The organism is Streptomyces sp. NPDC002573 (genome assembly GCF_042889625.1).
Lineage (GTDB): Bacteria > Actinomycetota > Actinomycetes > Streptomycetales > Streptomycetaceae > Streptomyces > Streptomyces gibsoniae.
In genome coordinates this window covers 258,102-273,338 of sequence record NZ_JBIARC010000001.1, presented here as the reverse complement: position 1 = coordinate 273,338, position 15,237 = coordinate 258,102, and the positions used below count along the sequence as shown (strand labels likewise).

Sequence of the window (15,237 nt, the reverse complement as noted above, 5' to 3'; positions counted from 1 at the left end):
GTTTCCGGGCGGTACGGCCTCTTCGGGCCGTGCCGCCCGTACCCTTGCAGTACCCGCACCTTTCGCGGGTGCGGTCTCCGTCGGACGTCAAATAGCGGGCGTCCACGAATGAAGGATCTGATCCACACATGCTGATCGCTCAGCGTCCCTCGTTGACCGAAGAGGTCGTCGACGAGTTCCGCTCCCGGTTCGTGATCGAGCCGCTGGAGCCGGGCTTCGGCTACACCCTCGGCAACTCCCTGCGTCGTACGCTCCTCTCCTCGATCCCGGGTGCGGCGGTCACGTCCATCCGCATCGACGGCGTTCTGCACGAGTTCACCACCGTGCCGGGCGTCAAGGAGGACGTCACCGACCTGATCCTCAACATCAAGCAGCTGGTCGTCTCCTCGGAGCACGACGAGCCGGTCGTGATGTACCTGCGCAAGCAGGGCCCGGGTCTCGTCACCGCCGCCGACATCGCGCCCCCGGCCGGTGTCGAGGTGCACAACCCCGACCTCGTCCTCGCCACGCTCAACGGCAAGGGCAAGCTGGAGATGGAGCTGACCGTCGAGCGCGGTCGCGGTTACGTCTCCGCCGTGCAGAACAAGCAGGTGGGCCAGGAGATCGGCCGTATCCCGGTCGACTCGATCTACTCGCCGGTTCTCAAGGTCACCTACAAGGTCGAGGCGACCCGTGTCGAGCAGCGCACCGACTTCGACAAGCTGATCGTCGACGTCGAGACCAAGCAGGCCATGCGTCCGCGTGACGCCATGGCGTCGGCCGGCAAGACCCTGGTCGAGCTGTTCGGCCTCGCCCGCGAGCTGAACATCGATGCCGAGGGCATCGACATGGGCCCGTCCCCGACGGACGCCGCCCTGGCCGCCGACCTGGCGCTGCCGATCGAGGAGCTGGAGCTCACGGTCCGCTCCTACAACTGCCTCAAGCGTGAGGGCATCCACTCCGTGGGTGAGCTCGTCGCCCGCTCCGAGGCCGACCTCCTGGACATCCGCAACTTCGGTGCGAAGTCCATCGACGAGGTCAAGGCGAAGCTGGCCGGCATGGGCCTGGCCCTGAAGGACAGCCCGCCCGGATTCGACCCCACCGCCGCCGCCGACGCCTTCGGCGCGGACGACGACGCGGACGCCGGGTTCGTCGAGACCGAGCAGTACTGAGGCGCTCCGCGGGGAGGCCGTACTGTGTCTGCGGGGCCGGTCGTGGCCGGCCGCGCAGTTCCCCGCGCCCCTTCCGGAGGCACCCTCTCGGGGCTGTCTCCGGATCTCCGACGGGCAACCGCTCGCTCGGATACTGACCCTGGTACCTGACACGGCCGGGGCAGACACCTAGGAGAAACACCATGCCGAGGCCCACCAAGGGCGCCCGTATGGGCGGCAGCGCCGCGCACGAGAAGATCCTCCTCGCGAACCTCGCGAAGGCGCTCTTCGAGCACGGCCGTATCACCACCACCGAGGCGAAGGCGCGCAAGCTGCGTCCGTACGCCGAGCGTCTGGTCACCAAGGCGAAGAAGGGCGACCTTCACAACCGCCGTCAGGTGCTCCAGGTGATCACGGACAAGGGCATCGTCCACACGCTCTTCACCGAGATCGGCCCGCGCTACGAGAACCGTCCCGGTGGCTACACCCGTATCACCAAGATCGGTAACCGCCGTGGCGACAACGCGCCCATGGCCGTGATCGAGCTGGTCGAGGCGCTGACGGTGCAGCAGAAGGCGGTCGGCGAGGCCGAGGCGGCGACCAAGCGTGCCGTCAAGGAGGCCGACGCCAAGGCCGAGGAGACCCAGGTCGAGGACGCGGCTCCGGCCGAGGAGTCGAAGGAAGCCTGACGTCCGCCCTCGCACTGAAGCGGGTCCGCCCTTCGGGGCGGGCCCGCTTTCGCGTACCTGAGAGGATCGAGCAGTGAGTGACGAAGTACAGCCCGGGCACGTCCGCGTCCGTCTCGATCTCTCCTACGACGGCACCGACTTCCACGGCTGGGCCAAGCAGGCCGGTGGCAAGCGGACGGTACAGGGAGAGATCGAGGACGCGCTGCGGACGGTCACGCGGTCCCGGGAGACCTACGAGCTGACCGTGGCCGGGCGGACCGACGCCGGCGTGCACGCCCGGGGACAGGTGGCCCATGTCGATCTGCCCCTGGAGGTCTGGGGCGAGCACCGTGGGAAGCTGCTGAAGCGGCTCGCGGGGCGCCTGCCCAAAGACGTACGGGTGTGGGCCCTGCGGGAGGCTCCCAATGGCTTCAACGCCCGTTTCTCGGCTGTCTGGCGGCGCTACGCGTACCGGGTCACCGACAACCCGGGCGGTGTCGATCCCCTTCTGCGGGGCCATGTGCTGTGGCACGACTGGCCGCTCGACGTCGACGCCATGAACGAGGCGGCCCGGCCGCTGCTCGGGGAGCACGACTTCGCCGCCTACTGCAAGAAGCGCGAGGGCGCGACCACCATCCGCACCCTCCAGGAGCTGAGCCTGGTGCGCGGCCAGGACGGGATCGTCACCGCCACGGTCCGGGCAGACGCGTTCTGTCACAACATGGTGCGCTCGCTGATCGGGGCGCTGCTGTTCGTGGGGGACGGGCACCGCCCGCCGGACTGGCCCGGGAAGGTGCTGGCCGCCGGGGTGCGGGACTCGGCGGTCCATGTCGTACGGCCGAACGGGCTCACCCTGGAGGAGGTCGGCTACCCGGCCGACGAGCTGCTCGCCGCGCGGAACAAGGAGGCGCGGAACAAGCGGACGCTGCCGGGGGCGGGCTGCTGCTGAGCCCCCGGCAGCGTCCGTGGCGCCGCGGTGCTACTGGTTGGAGGCGGCGGAGGCCTGGGCCTCGCCGCGGCGGCGTATCTGGCGGAAGGTGAACTCCGCCAGGTCGTCGCCGGCCGTGAAGACCTTGGCGTCCTTGGCCGTCACGTCCTTGCCGCTGGTGAACCCGGCGAGCGTGAAGTAGGCGTAGCGGCCGTAGGAGTTGGTGGTGGAGCGGCAGATCTTCGTCCGGCAGAACGGGGGCACGCCCTTGCCGAACAGCGAGGTGATGATGCTCTTGCCGTCCGTCTCCTGCTTCGCCTTCGTCGCCTGGGACGCGGTGTCGAACAGGGCCACACCGACCGTCACCGCGACGCCGTCCTTGGTGTAGGTGGCGCGGAAGAGCTTGGTGCAGTCGTTCTTGGTGAGCACCGCGGGCAGGGTGCCCTGGACGCCCGACGCGCAGTTGGCCGTGGTGGCCGAGGGGCCCCGCTTGTAGATGTTCGCGCCCACGGTCAGCTGGGTCCCGGGGAACAGCGTGTTCGCGCTGATCGGGGCCGTGTCCTTCTTGGCGCTGGAGATGAAGTCCATCGGGTTCAGCGGGGGAGGGGCCGACGTCGGGGCGAAGGTCGGGACCGGATCGGCGCTCTCACCGGGGATGGCCGCGTTGCTGGGCAGCGCGCTGGCCGGCTGGTTGGAGGCCTTCGCGGTGCCGTTCGCGTTCACGACCGCGACCGTGACGGCGGCGCCGATGCCGATCGTGGCCATGGCCCCGCCGAGGATCAGCAGTAGCCGACGGCGCTTGTTGCGCGCCTCGGACTGCTCGGCGAGCGCGGCCCAGTCGGGGGTGCCGCCACGGCTGTCCTGCTGGGAACTCGGTGTCCAGGGATCCCACTGAGGCTCCCCCTGCCCATAACTCATGCGGCGCATCTTAGACGCGCCGTGGACCGCGTTGTTCCCCTTCTGTGAGCACCACGGCGACATCACATCCCAAGCGAGACAAAGCTCCGGTCACCCGGTTGGTGCGGCCGAGTGACGGCGCCTCCGTTTTGACCCATGTCGGTGGCCCCGTTATCCTGGCTGTTCGTTATGTGTATTGGCTTGCTCATTCTCACGTGAGGGGCCCTTACACCGGTCCACCGGGCCGATGACCAGCGACCAGCACGCGGTTTGCGTCACCGCAGTGCGGTCTGGGCTGTCGTGATCGTCTTCGGTGACCTTGTCAGGATCCTCACTGAAGAAGCGAAGGCTACGAACCGTGCGTACGTACAGCCCCAAGCCCGGCGATGTGACGCGCCAGTGGTACGTCATCGACGCTCAGGACATTGTCCTGGGCCGTCTCGCCACCACTGCCGCCAGCATTCTGCGCGGCAAGCACAAGCCGATCTACGCGCCCCACGTGGACACTGGTGACTTCGTCGTCATCATCAACGCGGACAAGGTGCACCTGTCCGGCAACAAGCGGACCCAGAAGATGGCGTACCGCCACTCCGGCTACCCGGGTGGTCTGCGCTCCGTCCGTTACGACGACCTGCTGGCGAACAACCCGGAGAAGGCCGTCGAGAAGGCCGTCAAGGGCATGCTCCCCAAGAACTCCCTCGGCCGTCAGATGCTCTCGAAGCTGAAGGTCTACAAGGGTGACCAGCACCCGCACGCTGCCCAGCAGCCGGTGCCGTTCGAGATCACCCAGGTCGCGCAGTAATTCCGGCCACCCCCTAAAGCTGAAGAGAATCTGAGGAGAATCGTGGCCGAGACCACTGCCGAGCAGCCGCTCGAAGAGCTTGACATCGACAGCTACACCACCGAGACCGAGGTCCCGCTCGAGGGTGAGTACACCTCCGAGTCCATGGCCTCGCGCTTCGGTGAGCCCCAGCCGGCCGCCGGCCTGGGCCGCCGCAAGAACGCCATCGCCCGTGTCCGGATCGTTCCGGGCACCGGCAAGTGGAAGATCAACGGTCGCACCCTCGAGGACTACTTCCCGAACAAGGTGCACCAGCAGGAAGTCAACGAGCCCTTCAAGGTGCTCGAGCTCGAGGGCCGCTACGACATCATCGCCCGCATCGCGGGTGGAGGTGTCTCCGGTCAGGCCGGTGCGCTCCGTCTCGGTGTCGCCCGTGCGCTGAACGAGGCGGACGTCGACAACAACCGTGGCGCGCTGAAGAAGGCGGGCTTCCTGCGCCGCGACGACCGTGCGGTCGAGCGCAAGAAGGCCGGTCTGAAGAAGGCCCGCAAGGCTCCGCAGTACAGCAAGCGCTAATCACGCCGCTGGTCGCGCAGGCTCGTACCGCCTGCTGCGCGCTCGTATCGCCCCGGCTGCACGCTCTGTGCCGCCGGGGCGGTTCGTTTACGCGGAAAGATGCTTATCACCGGCTTATGGGGCTTATGGAGCAATCCCGGCAGGCCCGGGGCGGCCGCGTGGGATAAGCCTCAAGACAGGCCCGGGGGATGTACGTATCCCGTGCCGGTCTGGACACTCGGCATGAGCCGCACATTTGCAGCAAGTTCGGAGGACACCACAGTGGGACGACTCTTCGGCACGGACGGCGTGCGCGGTGTCGCCAACGCGGATCTCACGGCTGAGATGGCACTCGGCCTGTCCGTCGCGGCGGCTCACGTACTGGCCGAGGCGGGTACGTTCGAGGGCCACCGGCCGACGGCGGTCGTCGGACGCGATCCGCGTGCGTCCGGAGAGTTCCTGGAGGCCGCCGTGGTGGCGGGCCTCGCCAGCGCGGGCGTGGACGTGCTGTGCGTCGGTGTGCTGCCCACCCCGGCCGTCGCGTATCTGACCGGTGCGCTGGGCGCGGACCTCGGTGTCATGCTCTCCGCCAGCCACAACGCCATGCCCGACAACGGCGTCAAGTTCTTCGCCCGGGGCGGCCACAAGCTGGCCGACGAGCTGGAGGACAAGATCGAGACCGTGTACGAGGAGCACCGCACCGGCGCTCCCTGGGTCCGGCCCACCGGCGCCGGCGTCGGCCGGGTGAAGTCGTACGGCGAGGGCTTCGACCGGTACGTCGCTCACCTGATCGGGGTTCTTCCGAACCGGCTCGACGGGCTCAGGATCGTCCTGGACGAGGCGCACGGCGCCGCCGCCCGGGTCTCGCCCGAGGCGTTCAGCCGGGCGGGTGCCGAGATCGTCACGATCGGCACGGAGCCGGACGGGCTCAACATCAACGACGGCTGCGGCTCCACCCACCTGGAGAAGCTGAAGGCGGCCGTGGTCGAGCACGGCGCCGACCTCGGCATCGCGCACGACGGGGACGCCGACCGCTGTCTCGCCGTGGACCACACGGGTGAGGAGGTGGACGGCGACCAGATCCTGGCCGTGCTCGCGCTGGCGATGCGGGAGCGTTCCGCACTGCGCTCCGACACCGTTGTCGCGACGGTCATGTCGAATCTGGGCTTCAAGCTGGCCATGGAGCGCGAGGGCATCCAACTCGTGCAGACCGCCGTCGGCGACCGGTACGTGCTGGAGGAGATGAAGGGCAAGGGCTACGCCCTGGGCGGCGAGCAGTCCGGCCACGTCATCATCCTGGACCACGCCACCACCGGCGACGGCACGCTGACCGGCTTGATGCTGGCCGCGCGGGTCGCGGAGACCGGCCGTACGCTCAAGGACCTCGCGTCCGTGATGGAGCGGCTGCCGCAGGTCCTCGTGAACGTCCCCGACGTCGACAAGTCCCGCGTCGCCACCTCCGCCGAACTGGCCACCGCCGTGACCGAGGCCGAGCGGGAACTGGGGGCCACCGGACGGGTGCTGCTGCGTCCGTCGGGCACGGAGCCGCTGGTGCGGGTCATGGTCGAGGCCGCGGACATCGAGCAGGCCCGGTCGGTCGCGGGCCGTCTCGCGGACGCCGTGAAGTCCGCGCTCGGCTAGGACCGGCCGCCCACTGACACACGAACGCCGCCCGGCCCGGAGTCGCCTCCGGGCCGGGCGGCGTTCGTGTGCCGGCGGTCTTCTTCCGCCGGTGCAGCCGTCCTCTGATTCTGACGGCACCGTCTTCTGACGGCGACGGCCCGGCGCATTCAGGTCTACAACTTGCGCAGGCTCAGCCGCTGCACCTTGTGGTCCGGACCCTTGCGCACCACCAGCGTGGCGCGTCCGCGGGTCGGGGCGACGTTCTCCAGCAGATTGGGCTTGTTGATGGTCCGCCAGGTCGTCCGGGCGTAGTCGAGGGCCTCCTCCTCGGAGACCTGGGTGTACCTGCGGAAGTACGACGACGGGTTCTGGAAGGCGGTCTGACGGAGCTTCTTGAACCGGTTGAGGTACCAGCGTTCGATGTCCTCGGGGCGGGCGTCGACGTACACGCTGAAGTCGAAGTAGTCCGCGAGACCGACGCGGGTGCGGCCGTCCTTGCCGGGGAGGGCGGGCTGGAGCACGTTGAGGCCCTCGACGATGAGGATGTCCGGCCGGCGGACGGTGAGCTTCTGGCCGGGGACGATGTCGTAGATCAGATGCGAGTAGACCGGGGCCGTCACCTCGTCCTTGCCGGCCTTGATGTCCGCGACGAACCGGGTGAGTGCGCGGCGGTCGTACGACTCGGGGAAGCCCTTGCGGGACATCAGCCCGCGGGCCTGGAGTTCCTTGGTGGGCAGCAGGAAACCGTCGGTGGTGACCAGCTCGACCCGGGGATGTTCGGGCCAGCGGGACAGCAGGGCCTGGAGCAGCCGGGCCACGGTCGACTTGCCGACGGCCACGGAGCCCGCCACGCCTATCACGAACGGCGTCCCGGACTGGGAGCCCTGCTCGCCGAGGAAGGTGTTCAGGGCGCCGCGCAGACCGTCCGTGGCGCCGACGTAGAGATTGAGGAGCCGGGACAGCGGGAGGTAGATGTCCCGCACCTCGTCGAGGTCGATCACATCACCGAGGCCGCGGAGCTTCTCCACCTCCTCGGCGGTCAGGGGGAGCGGCGTCTTGTCGCGCAGCGCGCTCCACTCGGCGCGGGTGAGGTCGACGTAGGGAGTCGCCTCCGGCCTGGGCCGGTGGGCGCTCCGGGGCATCGAGGAGACCGGAGAGATCACAGTCCATTGTTAACGGAGTTTGAACGAGCGGCGGGGTGGGGTGCGTCACGCCGGGAGCGCGTGACGCGATGTGGCCGGGGGAGCGGGGGCGGATCCGGAGAGCGTGGCGGAGGCGGGCACTGCGGATCACAGGGGGCAAGGGGGCAGCCGATCGGCGACGTGATCAGCGCTGTAGTCGAATATTTGAGCGATTGCTTTATGGCGGGCGCGCTGGGCGTCGACTCTCTCGATGTTCTCTTGCACGGTGCCCTCGTACCGCCCGTCCGTCCCGAAGAACACGGCCGCGAGCATCGGCAGACCGAAACGGCCGATGGCGAAGTCGCGCCGGCCGGGTCGATGCGTGACCACCGCACGTGCGGAGGGGACGTGAAGGCTGTGTTCTGGTTGTGAGGGGTGGTCAGGTGAGCCTCAGGGTGTTCGGCAAGGTTGGCCGGATTCCGGCCTCTCTTCGGAGTGGCGGTGGCCCTGGCTCGGGTTCCGGTCGGTGTGGGTGCGGGTTGATGTGGCGTTCGTACGCCAGTGGGTATTTCCGATTTCGGGCAGGATTCGGGAGGTCGGGGCGCCGAACGGACCGTAGGCTGCGGCACATGTGCGGAATCGTGGGATACGTGGGGCCGCAGTCGGCGCTCGATGTTGTCGTGGCGGGGCTGAAGCGGCTGGAGTACCGGGGTTACGACTCGGCAGGCGTCGCCGTGCTCGCGGACGGCGGCCTGGCCGCCGCCAAGCGGGCCGGGAAGCTGGTGAACCTGGAGAAGGCGCTGGTCGAACGGCCGCTGCCGAGCGGCAGTACGGGGATCGGCCACACCCGCTGGGCCACCCACGGTGGCCCCACGGACGCCAACGCGCATCCCCACCTCGACAACGCCGGACGTGTCGCCGTCGTCCACAACGGCATCATCGAGAACTTCGCGACGCTGCGGGCCGAACTGGAGGAGCGGGGCCACGCCCTGGGCTCCGAGACGGACACCGAGGTTGTCGCGCATCTGCTCGCCGAGGAATTCTCCGCCACCGCGGATCTCGCGGAGGCGATGCGGCTGGTGTGTCGGCGGCTGGAGGGCGCGTTCACGCTGGTCGCGGTGCACGCCGACGACCCGGACGTGGTCGTGGGCGCACGGCGCAACTCCCCGCTCGTGGTGGGCGTAGGCGAGGGTGAGGCCTTCCTCGCCTCGGATGTGGCCGCCTTCATCGCCCACACCCGTTCCGCGATCGAGCTGGGTCAGGACCAAGTGGTGGAGCTGCGCCGGGACGGGGTGACGGTCACCGGTTTCGACGGCCGTCCGGCCGACGTCCGTTCGTACCACGTCGACTGGGACGCCTCGGCCGCCGAGAAGGGCGGCTACGACTACTTCATGCTCAAGGAGATCGCCGAGCAGCCCAAGGCGGTCGCCGACACCCTGCTCGGCCGGATCGACGCGGCTGGCTCGCTCACGCTGGACGAGGTGCGGATCTCGACCGCCGAGCTGCGCGAGATCGACAAGGTCGTGATCGTGGCCTGCGGTACCGCCTTCCACGCCGGGCTGATCGCCAAGTACGCCATCGAGCACTGGACCCGCATCCCGTGCGAGGTGGAGCTGGCCAGCGAGTTCCGCTACCGGGACCCGATCCTCGACCCGCGCACGCTCGTCGTCGCCATCTCGCAGTCCGGCGAGACCATGGACACCCTGATGGCGCTCCGGCACGCCCGTGAGCAGGGCTCCAAGGTGCTGGCGATCTGCAACACCAACGGCTCGACCATCCCGCGCGAGTCGGACGCGGTGCTGTACACGCACGCCGGGCCCGAGGTCGCGGTGGCCTCCACCAAGGCGTTCCTCACGCAGCTCGTCGCCTGCTATCTGGTGGCCCTGTATCTGGGGCAGGTGCGCGGCACCAAGTGGGGCGACGAGATCCGGGCCGTGATCCGCGATCTGTCGAAGATCTCCCAGGAGGTCGAGCGGGTCCTCAAGACCATGGAGCCGGTACGGGAGCTGGCGCGCTCGCTCAGCGGGAAGAACACCGTGCTGTTCCTGGGCCGACACGTGGGCTACCCGGTGGCCCTCGAAGGCGCCCTCAAGCTGAAGGAACTGGCCTACATGCACGCCGAGGGCTTTGCGGCGGGCGAGTTGAAGCACGGGCCGATCGCGCTGATCGAGGAGGACATGCCGGTGGTGGTCGTGGCGCCGTCACCGCGTGGCCGGTCGGTCCTGCACGACAAGATCGTGTCGAACATCCAGGAGATCCGGGCGAGGGGCGCGCGCACGATCGTGATCGCGGAGGAGGGCGACGAGGCGGTGACGCCCTACGCCGACCATCTGATCAGCATCCCGGCGACCCCGACGTTGCTTCAGCCGCTGGTCGCGACGGTCCCGTTGCAGGTGTTCGCCTGTGAGCTGGCGACGGCGCGGGGGAACGAGGTGGATCAGCCGCGCAACCTGGCGAAGTCCGTGACCGTGGAGTAGAGGGCGTTTCGGGCGTGGGGCCGGTCCGCCCCGGCCCGGGTGCCGGGGCGGACCGGAGTCAGCGGCGACCGCTCGTCGCGCGGTGGTACGCCCGCCGGGTGAGGCGGACCACCACGATGGTCGGTATGACCGCGCGGAGGAGGTAGTACCAGGCCAGGTGGGCCGGGTCCCCCGTCAGGACCGCGACCAGGAAGCCCAGGCCCAGCACGACTTCCGCCACGACCAGCAGGATGAACCAGACGGGCAGTCTCCGGGCGGACGCCTTCTTGTCCGCACCGCGCCCGTTCTCCGGCACGGGGGTCTCGCGCTCGCGCGGCCGCAGGATCCGTTCCGGGTCGCGGGCCGGCAGGGCTACGACCGCGGCGGCGGGGACGGCGGCGTCCAGCGCCGCGATCCGCTCGGCCGTGACATCCCGGAACAGGGTCCCCGTTTTCGGGGTGCTGGGTGTCCCGTTGTCCGCCAAGGCGACCGTGGACGCCGTCACCACGGACGTGACGGAAGCCCGGCCACTGGAGCGACGCGTGGACACCGTGCTGCGTGTCGGCCCGTCCGACGGTGGGGACTTCCTGCTCGCCATCGAGTCGCAGTCCGGCAAGGACGAGGAGAAGGCGTTCAGTTGGGCGTACTACGTCGCCTACCTGCGGGCGAAGTTCCGCCTGCCTGTGCTGCTTCTCGTGGTGTGCCAGGACCCGACCACGGCCAAGTGGGCGAGCGGCCCCTTCGACTGCGCTGCGCGCGGCTGGACGGCTCAGCGGACGTATCCGCTGGTCGCGAGGCCGGACAACCTGCCGAAGATCACCGACATGAGGACCGCGGCGAAGAACCTCGCCCTGGCGGTGCTCTCCGCCCTGGCACACGCCCGCAGCGCCGACTGCGAGGCCATACTGAGGGCACTCACAGCCGCCCTTGAGGAGATCCGGGACACGGACCCCGAGACCGCCGACTACTTCATCGACTTCCTGGAAATCAGCCTGGGTAACACCCCAGCCGGACAGAAATTGAAGGAAATCATGTCGTTCGTCAGTTACTTCCCCGGCCGAGGAACGGTCCGCGAAACCGCCTACCTGGAAGGCAAGGCCGAAGGCAAGGCTGAAGGAAGAGCCGAAGGAAGAGCCGAAGGAAGAGCCGAAGGAAAAGCCGAAGGAAAAGCCGAAGGAAAGGCCGAAGGGAAGGTCGAAGGCAAGGTCGAAGACCGTGCCTCGCTGATCCTCCGCGTCCTGGAGAAGCACGGGGTCCCCGTACCCGAGGAGACGCGGGAGCGCATCACCTCGTGCACCGACCTCGACACCCTCGCCCTCTGGTTCGACCGTTCCCTGACAGCCACCGCGGCCGGGGATCTGTTCGCCGAGGACCCCGAGGGTCCGGGTGCCGGACCTGGGCAGGGCTGAGCATTGGCCGATCAGCAGGACAGCCGGTTAGACGACCGGCAGGAAAGTCAGCAAGAGGGTGAGCAGGACGTGTCGCCTGAGCTGTTCGACCTCTACCGGTTCACGACGACGTGTCTCGCGTTGGGGATCCCCGTGCCCAAGGTGGCGGGCGACTTCTGGTTCGGGTTGGAGAGGCTCAGGCAGCGTGGGGTTCTTCCCCTTGAGGAGGCGGCCCGGATCCGCGCCGTCACGGCGGGAGTGGATCCCCCGGAGCAGTGGGCCGCAGGGTTCGCCGCCGGGTATCGCTCGGCCTGGGCGGCAGCCGCCCTGCGCGTTCTGGACACGCGCGGTGTCGGGTTCTCCAAGGATCTCCACCGGGGGCTCAATCTGTGCGTCGACCCGGATGCGCTCACCCGCTTTCTCGATCGGGCCGTCACCGCGACGCACGAGACCGATGTGGTCGCCGGGGAGCCGGGCCGGCGGTCGGCGGGTGGGTCGTAAAGTGCCTGGGTGAGCATTATCGGAGTGGGGATCGACGTTGCCGAGATCGACCGGTTCCGGGCGTCGCTGGCGCGTACGCCCGGGCTGGCCCAACGTGTCTTCCTTCCCGAGGAGTTGCTGCTTCCGAACGGCGAGCGCCGCGGCATCGCCTCGCTGGCCGCGCGGTTCGCCGCCAAGGAGGCGGTCGCCAAGGCCCTGGGCGCGCCCGCCGGGCTGCACTGGACCGACGCCGAGGTCTACGTCGAGGACAGCGGGCAGCCCCGGCTGCGGGTGAAGGGCACGGTCGCGGCCCGCGCGGCGGAACTCGGCGTTCAGACCTGGCACGTGTCGCTCAGTCACGACGCCGGTGTGGCCTCGGCGGTGGTCGTGGCCGAGGGGTAGAGCCTCCGTCATGGTGTGACGGCGGTGGGGGAGACTCGACGGTATGCGTACTGCGTACAGCGTGGAGACGGTCAGGGCTGCCGAGCGTTCCCTCATGGCACGGCTTCCGGAGGGGGCGCTGATGCAGCGCGCCGCCGCGGGACTGGCCGCGGCCTGCGCGGACCTGCTCGGACGGGTGTACGGCAGCCGGGTGGTGCTGCTGGTCGGCAGTGGGGACAACGGCGGTGACGCCCTGTACGCCGGGGCACGGCTCGCCCGGCGCGGGGCGGGGGTCACGGCCGTACTGCTGTCGCCCGAACGCGCCCATCAGGGCGGGCTCGCCGCCCTGCGGAGGGCGGGCGGCTCGGTCACCGAGCCTTCGCCGGCCGCCGAGGAGCTGATCCGGCGGGCCGATCTCGTCGTCGACGGCATCGTCGGCATCGGCGGCAAGGGTGGACTGCGCCCGGACGCCGCCGCGCTCGCCACGCTCGCCGAGCGGTCAGGCGCGGCCGTCGTCGCCGTCGATCTGCCGAGCGGGGTCGAGGCGGACGGCGGGGAGGTGCGCGGCGAGGCGGTCCGCGCGGACCTCACGGTGACCTTCGGTACCCACAAACCGGCCCTGCTGATCGACCCGGCGCGGGAGTACGCCGGTTCCGTACGCCTCGTCGACATCGGGCTCGACCTGCCGCAGGAGGCGGAACTCGAGGCGCTGCAGCACGCGGACGTGGCGGCGCTGCTGCCGCTGCCGCAGGCGGAGAGCGACAAGTACCGGCGCGGAGTGGTCGGCATCGCCGCCGGCTCCGCGCGCTACCCCGGCGCGGCCGTGCTCGCCGTGGCGGGCGCGCTGCGGGGCGGGGCCGGGGCCGTGCGGTATGTGGGGCCCGCCGGGAGCGCGGTGATCGCCCGTTTCCCGGAGACGCTGGTGTCCGACCGGGGGCCCGCGAAGGCCGGGCGGGTGCAGGCGTGGGTGGTCGGCCCCGGCGCGGGGGACGACGCGGCGACGGTGGCGGAGGTCCTGGAGGCGGACGTGCCGGTGCTCGTCGACGCGGACGGGCTGCGGCTGGCCGACCGGGACGCCGTACGCGGCCGCAGCGCACCGACGCTGATGACCCCGCACGCCGGTGAGGCGGCCGCGCTGCTCGGCGTGTCGCGCGAGGAGGTGGAGGGCGCCCGGCTCACGGCCGTGCGGGAACTGGCGGCCCGGTACCGGGCGACCGTCCTGCTCAAGGGCTCCACCACGCTGGTGGCGAATCCCGAGGGCGGGCCGGTGCGGGTGAACGCCACGGGCACACCGTGGCTCGCGACCGCGGGCAGCGGGGACGTGCTGTCCGGGCTGTCCGGCTCGCTGCTCGCGGCCGGTCTCACGGCGCGGGACGCGGGCAGTGCGGCGGCCTATCTGCACGGTCTCGCAGGCCGCTACGCGGCGGACGGCGCCCCCGCCGGCGCCCATGACGTGGCGAACGCCATCCCGGAGGCGTGGCGGGACGTACGGAGCTGAGACGGGCCGCCCTCTCGGCGCCTGCCACAGGGGCGTTCGCCCTGCCGCCGCGCGAGACCGTACCGGTGCCGGAGCGCTGTCGGAGGCCTCTGAGACACTGGTGGCGCGATGACGAGTTCTGAGACACCACCCCTGCGTGCCCGCGCCGAGATCGATCTTGCGGCCCTGCGGGCGAACGTGCGTGCCCTGCGTGCCCTCGCGCCCGGCGCGGCCCTGATGGCCGTCGTGAAGTCGGACGCGTACGGCCACGGGGCCGTCCCGTGCGCCCGTGCGGCCCTGGAGGCCGGTGCCCAGTGGCTCGGCACGGCCACCCCCGAGGAGGCCCTCGCCCTGCGTGAGGCCGGTCTGCCCGGGCGCGTTCTGTGCTGGCTCTGGACCCCCGGCGGCCCCTGGCGCCGGGCGATCGAGGCCGATGTCGACGTCTCGGTGAGCGGTCTGTGGGCGCTGGGGGAACTGCGCGAGGCCGCGGCCGCCGCGGGCGTGCCCGCCCGGGTCCACCTCAAGGCCGACACCGGCCTGGGGCGCAACGGCTGCCAGCCCGCGGACTGGCCCGAACTCGTCGCCGAGGCCCTGCGCGCCGAGGCGGACGGCCTGCTCACCGTCGTGGGCCTGTGGTCGCACTTCGCCTGCGCCGACGAGCCCGGCCACCCCTCCATCCAGGAACAACTGGGCCGTTTCCGGGAGATGGTGGCGTACGCCGAGGACCAGGGCGTGCACCCGGAGGTGCGCCACATCGCCAACTCGCCCGCCACGCTGACCCTGCCCGAGGCGCACTTCGACCTCGTCCGCACGGGGATCGCGGTCTACGGCCTCTCGCCCAGCCCCGAACTCGGCACTCCCGCCGACCTCGGACTGCGCCCCGTGATGAGCCTGAAGGCCTCGCTCGCCCTGGTGAAGCAGGTCCCCGGCGGCCACGGCGTCAGCTACGGCCACCTCTACACCACCCCCGGCACCACCACCCTCGGCCTGGTCCCGGTCGGCTACGCGGACGGCATTCCGCGCCATGCCTCCGGCGCGGGCCCGGTCCTGGTCGACGGCAAGCTCCGTACGGCCGCTGGCCGGATCGCCATGGACCAGTTCGTGGTGGACCTGGGCGGCGACGAACCCCCGCCCGGTACGGAGGCCGTTCTGTTCGGTCCCGGCGACCACGGCGAGCCCACCGCCGAGGACTGGGCGCAGGCGGCCGGGACCATCGCTTACGAAATCGTGACCCGGATCGGAACCCGCGTGCCCCGCGTCTACGTAAATGTGAAGACAGAACAGGACGGGTAACCCACACGGGTGATCCGGGGCAGACGTAGGCGGGACGAGCGGAGCCACCGCCCAGAGCA

16 protein-coding genes are annotated in these 15,237 nt (G+C 70.2%); 12 read left to right on the top strand and 4 right to left on the bottom strand.

The window, feature by feature from the left end:
* Window positions 1-128: 128 nt before the first annotated feature.
* The 3 genes from ACFYX0_RS01220 (at window position 129) to truA (ending at window position 2,747) form a co-directional block, all read left to right on the top strand.
* Window positions 129-1,151: a DNA-directed RNA polymerase subunit alpha gene (locus tag ACFYX0_RS01220; RefSeq protein ID WP_003966937.1), complete on the top strand. Its 1,023-nt coding sequence runs from the start codon at window positions 129-131 to the stop codon at window positions 1,149-1,151.
* A gap of 182 nt (window positions 1,152-1,333) precedes the next feature.
* A complete protein-coding gene (rplQ, locus tag ACFYX0_RS01215; protein WP_388965021.1) occupies window positions 1,334-1,819 on the top strand; it encodes a 50S ribosomal protein L17 in 486 nt (161 codons plus the stop codon).
* 73 nt (window positions 1,820-1,892) lie between these two features.
* The gene (truA, locus tag ACFYX0_RS01210; RefSeq protein ID WP_388965018.1) at window positions 1,893-2,747 is read left to right on the top strand and encodes a tRNA pseudouridine(38-40) synthase TruA; all 855 of its coding nucleotides are present in this window, start codon (window positions 1,893-1,895) and stop codon (window positions 2,745-2,747) included.
* A gap of 30 nt (window positions 2,748-2,777) precedes the next feature.
* Here the strand turns inward: truA and ACFYX0_RS01205 are convergent, their stop codons facing one another.
* Window positions 2,778-3,644 (bottom strand): hypothetical protein, encoded by an 867-nt coding sequence (locus ACFYX0_RS01205; protein WP_388965015.1) that lies wholly within the window; start codon window positions 3,642-3,644, stop codon window positions 2,778-2,780.
* 337 nt (window positions 3,645-3,981) lie between these two features.
* Between ACFYX0_RS01205 and rplM the strand changes: the two genes are divergently transcribed.
* From rplM to glmM, 3 genes are all read left to right on the top strand, one after another.
* A complete protein-coding gene (gene rplM / locus ACFYX0_RS01200; protein WP_311696761.1) occupies window positions 3,982-4,425 on the top strand; it encodes a 50S ribosomal protein L13 in 444 nt (147 codons plus the stop codon).
* A 42-nt stretch (window positions 4,426-4,467) separates the two neighbouring features.
* The gene (gene rpsI / locus ACFYX0_RS01195) at window positions 4,468-4,980 is read left to right on the top strand and encodes a 30S ribosomal protein S9 (RefSeq protein WP_311696760.1); all 513 of its coding nucleotides are present in this window, start codon (window positions 4,468-4,470) and stop codon (window positions 4,978-4,980) included.
* Between the two features lie 261 nt (window positions 4,981-5,241).
* Window positions 5,242-6,600 carry a phosphoglucosamine mutase gene (glmM, locus tag ACFYX0_RS01190; protein ID WP_355909398.1) on the top strand — a complete coding sequence of 453 codons (1,359 nt, stop codon included), beginning with the start codon at window positions 5,242-5,244 and terminating at the stop codon, window positions 6,598-6,600.
* 155 nt (window positions 6,601-6,755) lie between these two features.
* On the opposite strand, the gene coaA is transcribed toward glmM, so the two are convergent.
* Window positions 6,756-7,724, bottom strand: a complete 969-nt coding sequence (gene coaA, locus ACFYX0_RS01185; protein ID WP_355909395.1) for a type I pantothenate kinase — start codon at window positions 7,722-7,724, stop codon at window positions 6,756-6,758.
* A 147-nt stretch (window positions 7,725-7,871) separates the two neighbouring features.
* The gene (locus tag ACFYX0_RS01180) at window positions 7,872-8,093 is read right to left on the bottom strand and encodes a hypothetical protein (RefSeq protein ID WP_388965012.1); all 222 of its coding nucleotides are present in this window, start codon (window positions 8,091-8,093) and stop codon (window positions 7,872-7,874) included.
* Window positions 8,094-8,332: 239 nt separating this feature from the next.
* On the opposite strand from ACFYX0_RS01180, the gene glmS reads away from it, so the two are divergent.
* Complete coding sequence (gene glmS, locus ACFYX0_RS01175; protein WP_388965009.1) at window positions 8,333-10,180, top strand: glutamine--fructose-6-phosphate transaminase (isomerizing); 1,848 nt, start codon at window positions 8,333-8,335, stop codon at window positions 10,178-10,180.
* A gap of 58 nt (window positions 10,181-10,238) precedes the next feature.
* Here the strand turns inward: glmS and ACFYX0_RS01170 are convergent, their stop codons facing one another.
* A complete protein-coding gene (locus ACFYX0_RS01170; protein WP_388965006.1) occupies window positions 10,239-10,667 on the bottom strand; it encodes a hypothetical protein in 429 nt (142 codons plus the stop codon).
* Here ACFYX0_RS01170 and ACFYX0_RS01165 point away from each other — a divergent pair.
* The 5 genes from ACFYX0_RS01165 (at window position 10,651) to alr (ending at window position 15,178) form a co-directional block, all read left to right on the top strand.
* Window positions 10,651-11,568: a hypothetical protein gene (locus tag ACFYX0_RS01165; protein WP_388965004.1), complete on the top strand. Its 918-nt coding sequence runs from the start codon at window positions 10,651-10,653 to the stop codon at window positions 11,566-11,568. The two genes, ACFYX0_RS01170 and ACFYX0_RS01165, sit on opposite strands and share 17 nt — an antisense overlap.
* Window positions 11,569-11,637: 69 nt before the next feature.
* Entirely contained in the window at window positions 11,638-12,048 is a 411-nt protein-coding gene (locus tag ACFYX0_RS01160) for a hypothetical protein (RefSeq protein WP_388965001.1), read from the top strand.
* Between the two features lie 9 nt (window positions 12,049-12,057).
* Window positions 12,058-12,429 (top strand): holo-ACP synthase, encoded by a 372-nt coding sequence (locus tag ACFYX0_RS01155; protein ID WP_355909375.1) that lies wholly within the window; start codon window positions 12,058-12,060, stop codon window positions 12,427-12,429.
* Between the two features lie 43 nt (window positions 12,430-12,472).
* Window positions 12,473-13,906, top strand: coding sequence for an NAD(P)H-hydrate dehydratase (locus ACFYX0_RS01150; protein ID WP_388964998.1), 1,434 nt, complete (start codon window positions 12,473-12,475; stop codon window positions 13,904-13,906).
* 108 nt (window positions 13,907-14,014) lie between these two features.
* The gene (gene alr, locus ACFYX0_RS01145; protein ID WP_388964996.1) at window positions 14,015-15,178 is read left to right on the top strand and encodes an alanine racemase; all 1,164 of its coding nucleotides are present in this window, start codon (window positions 14,015-14,017) and stop codon (window positions 15,176-15,178) included.
* The last annotated feature ends 59 nt before the right edge of the window (window positions 15,179-15,237 follow it).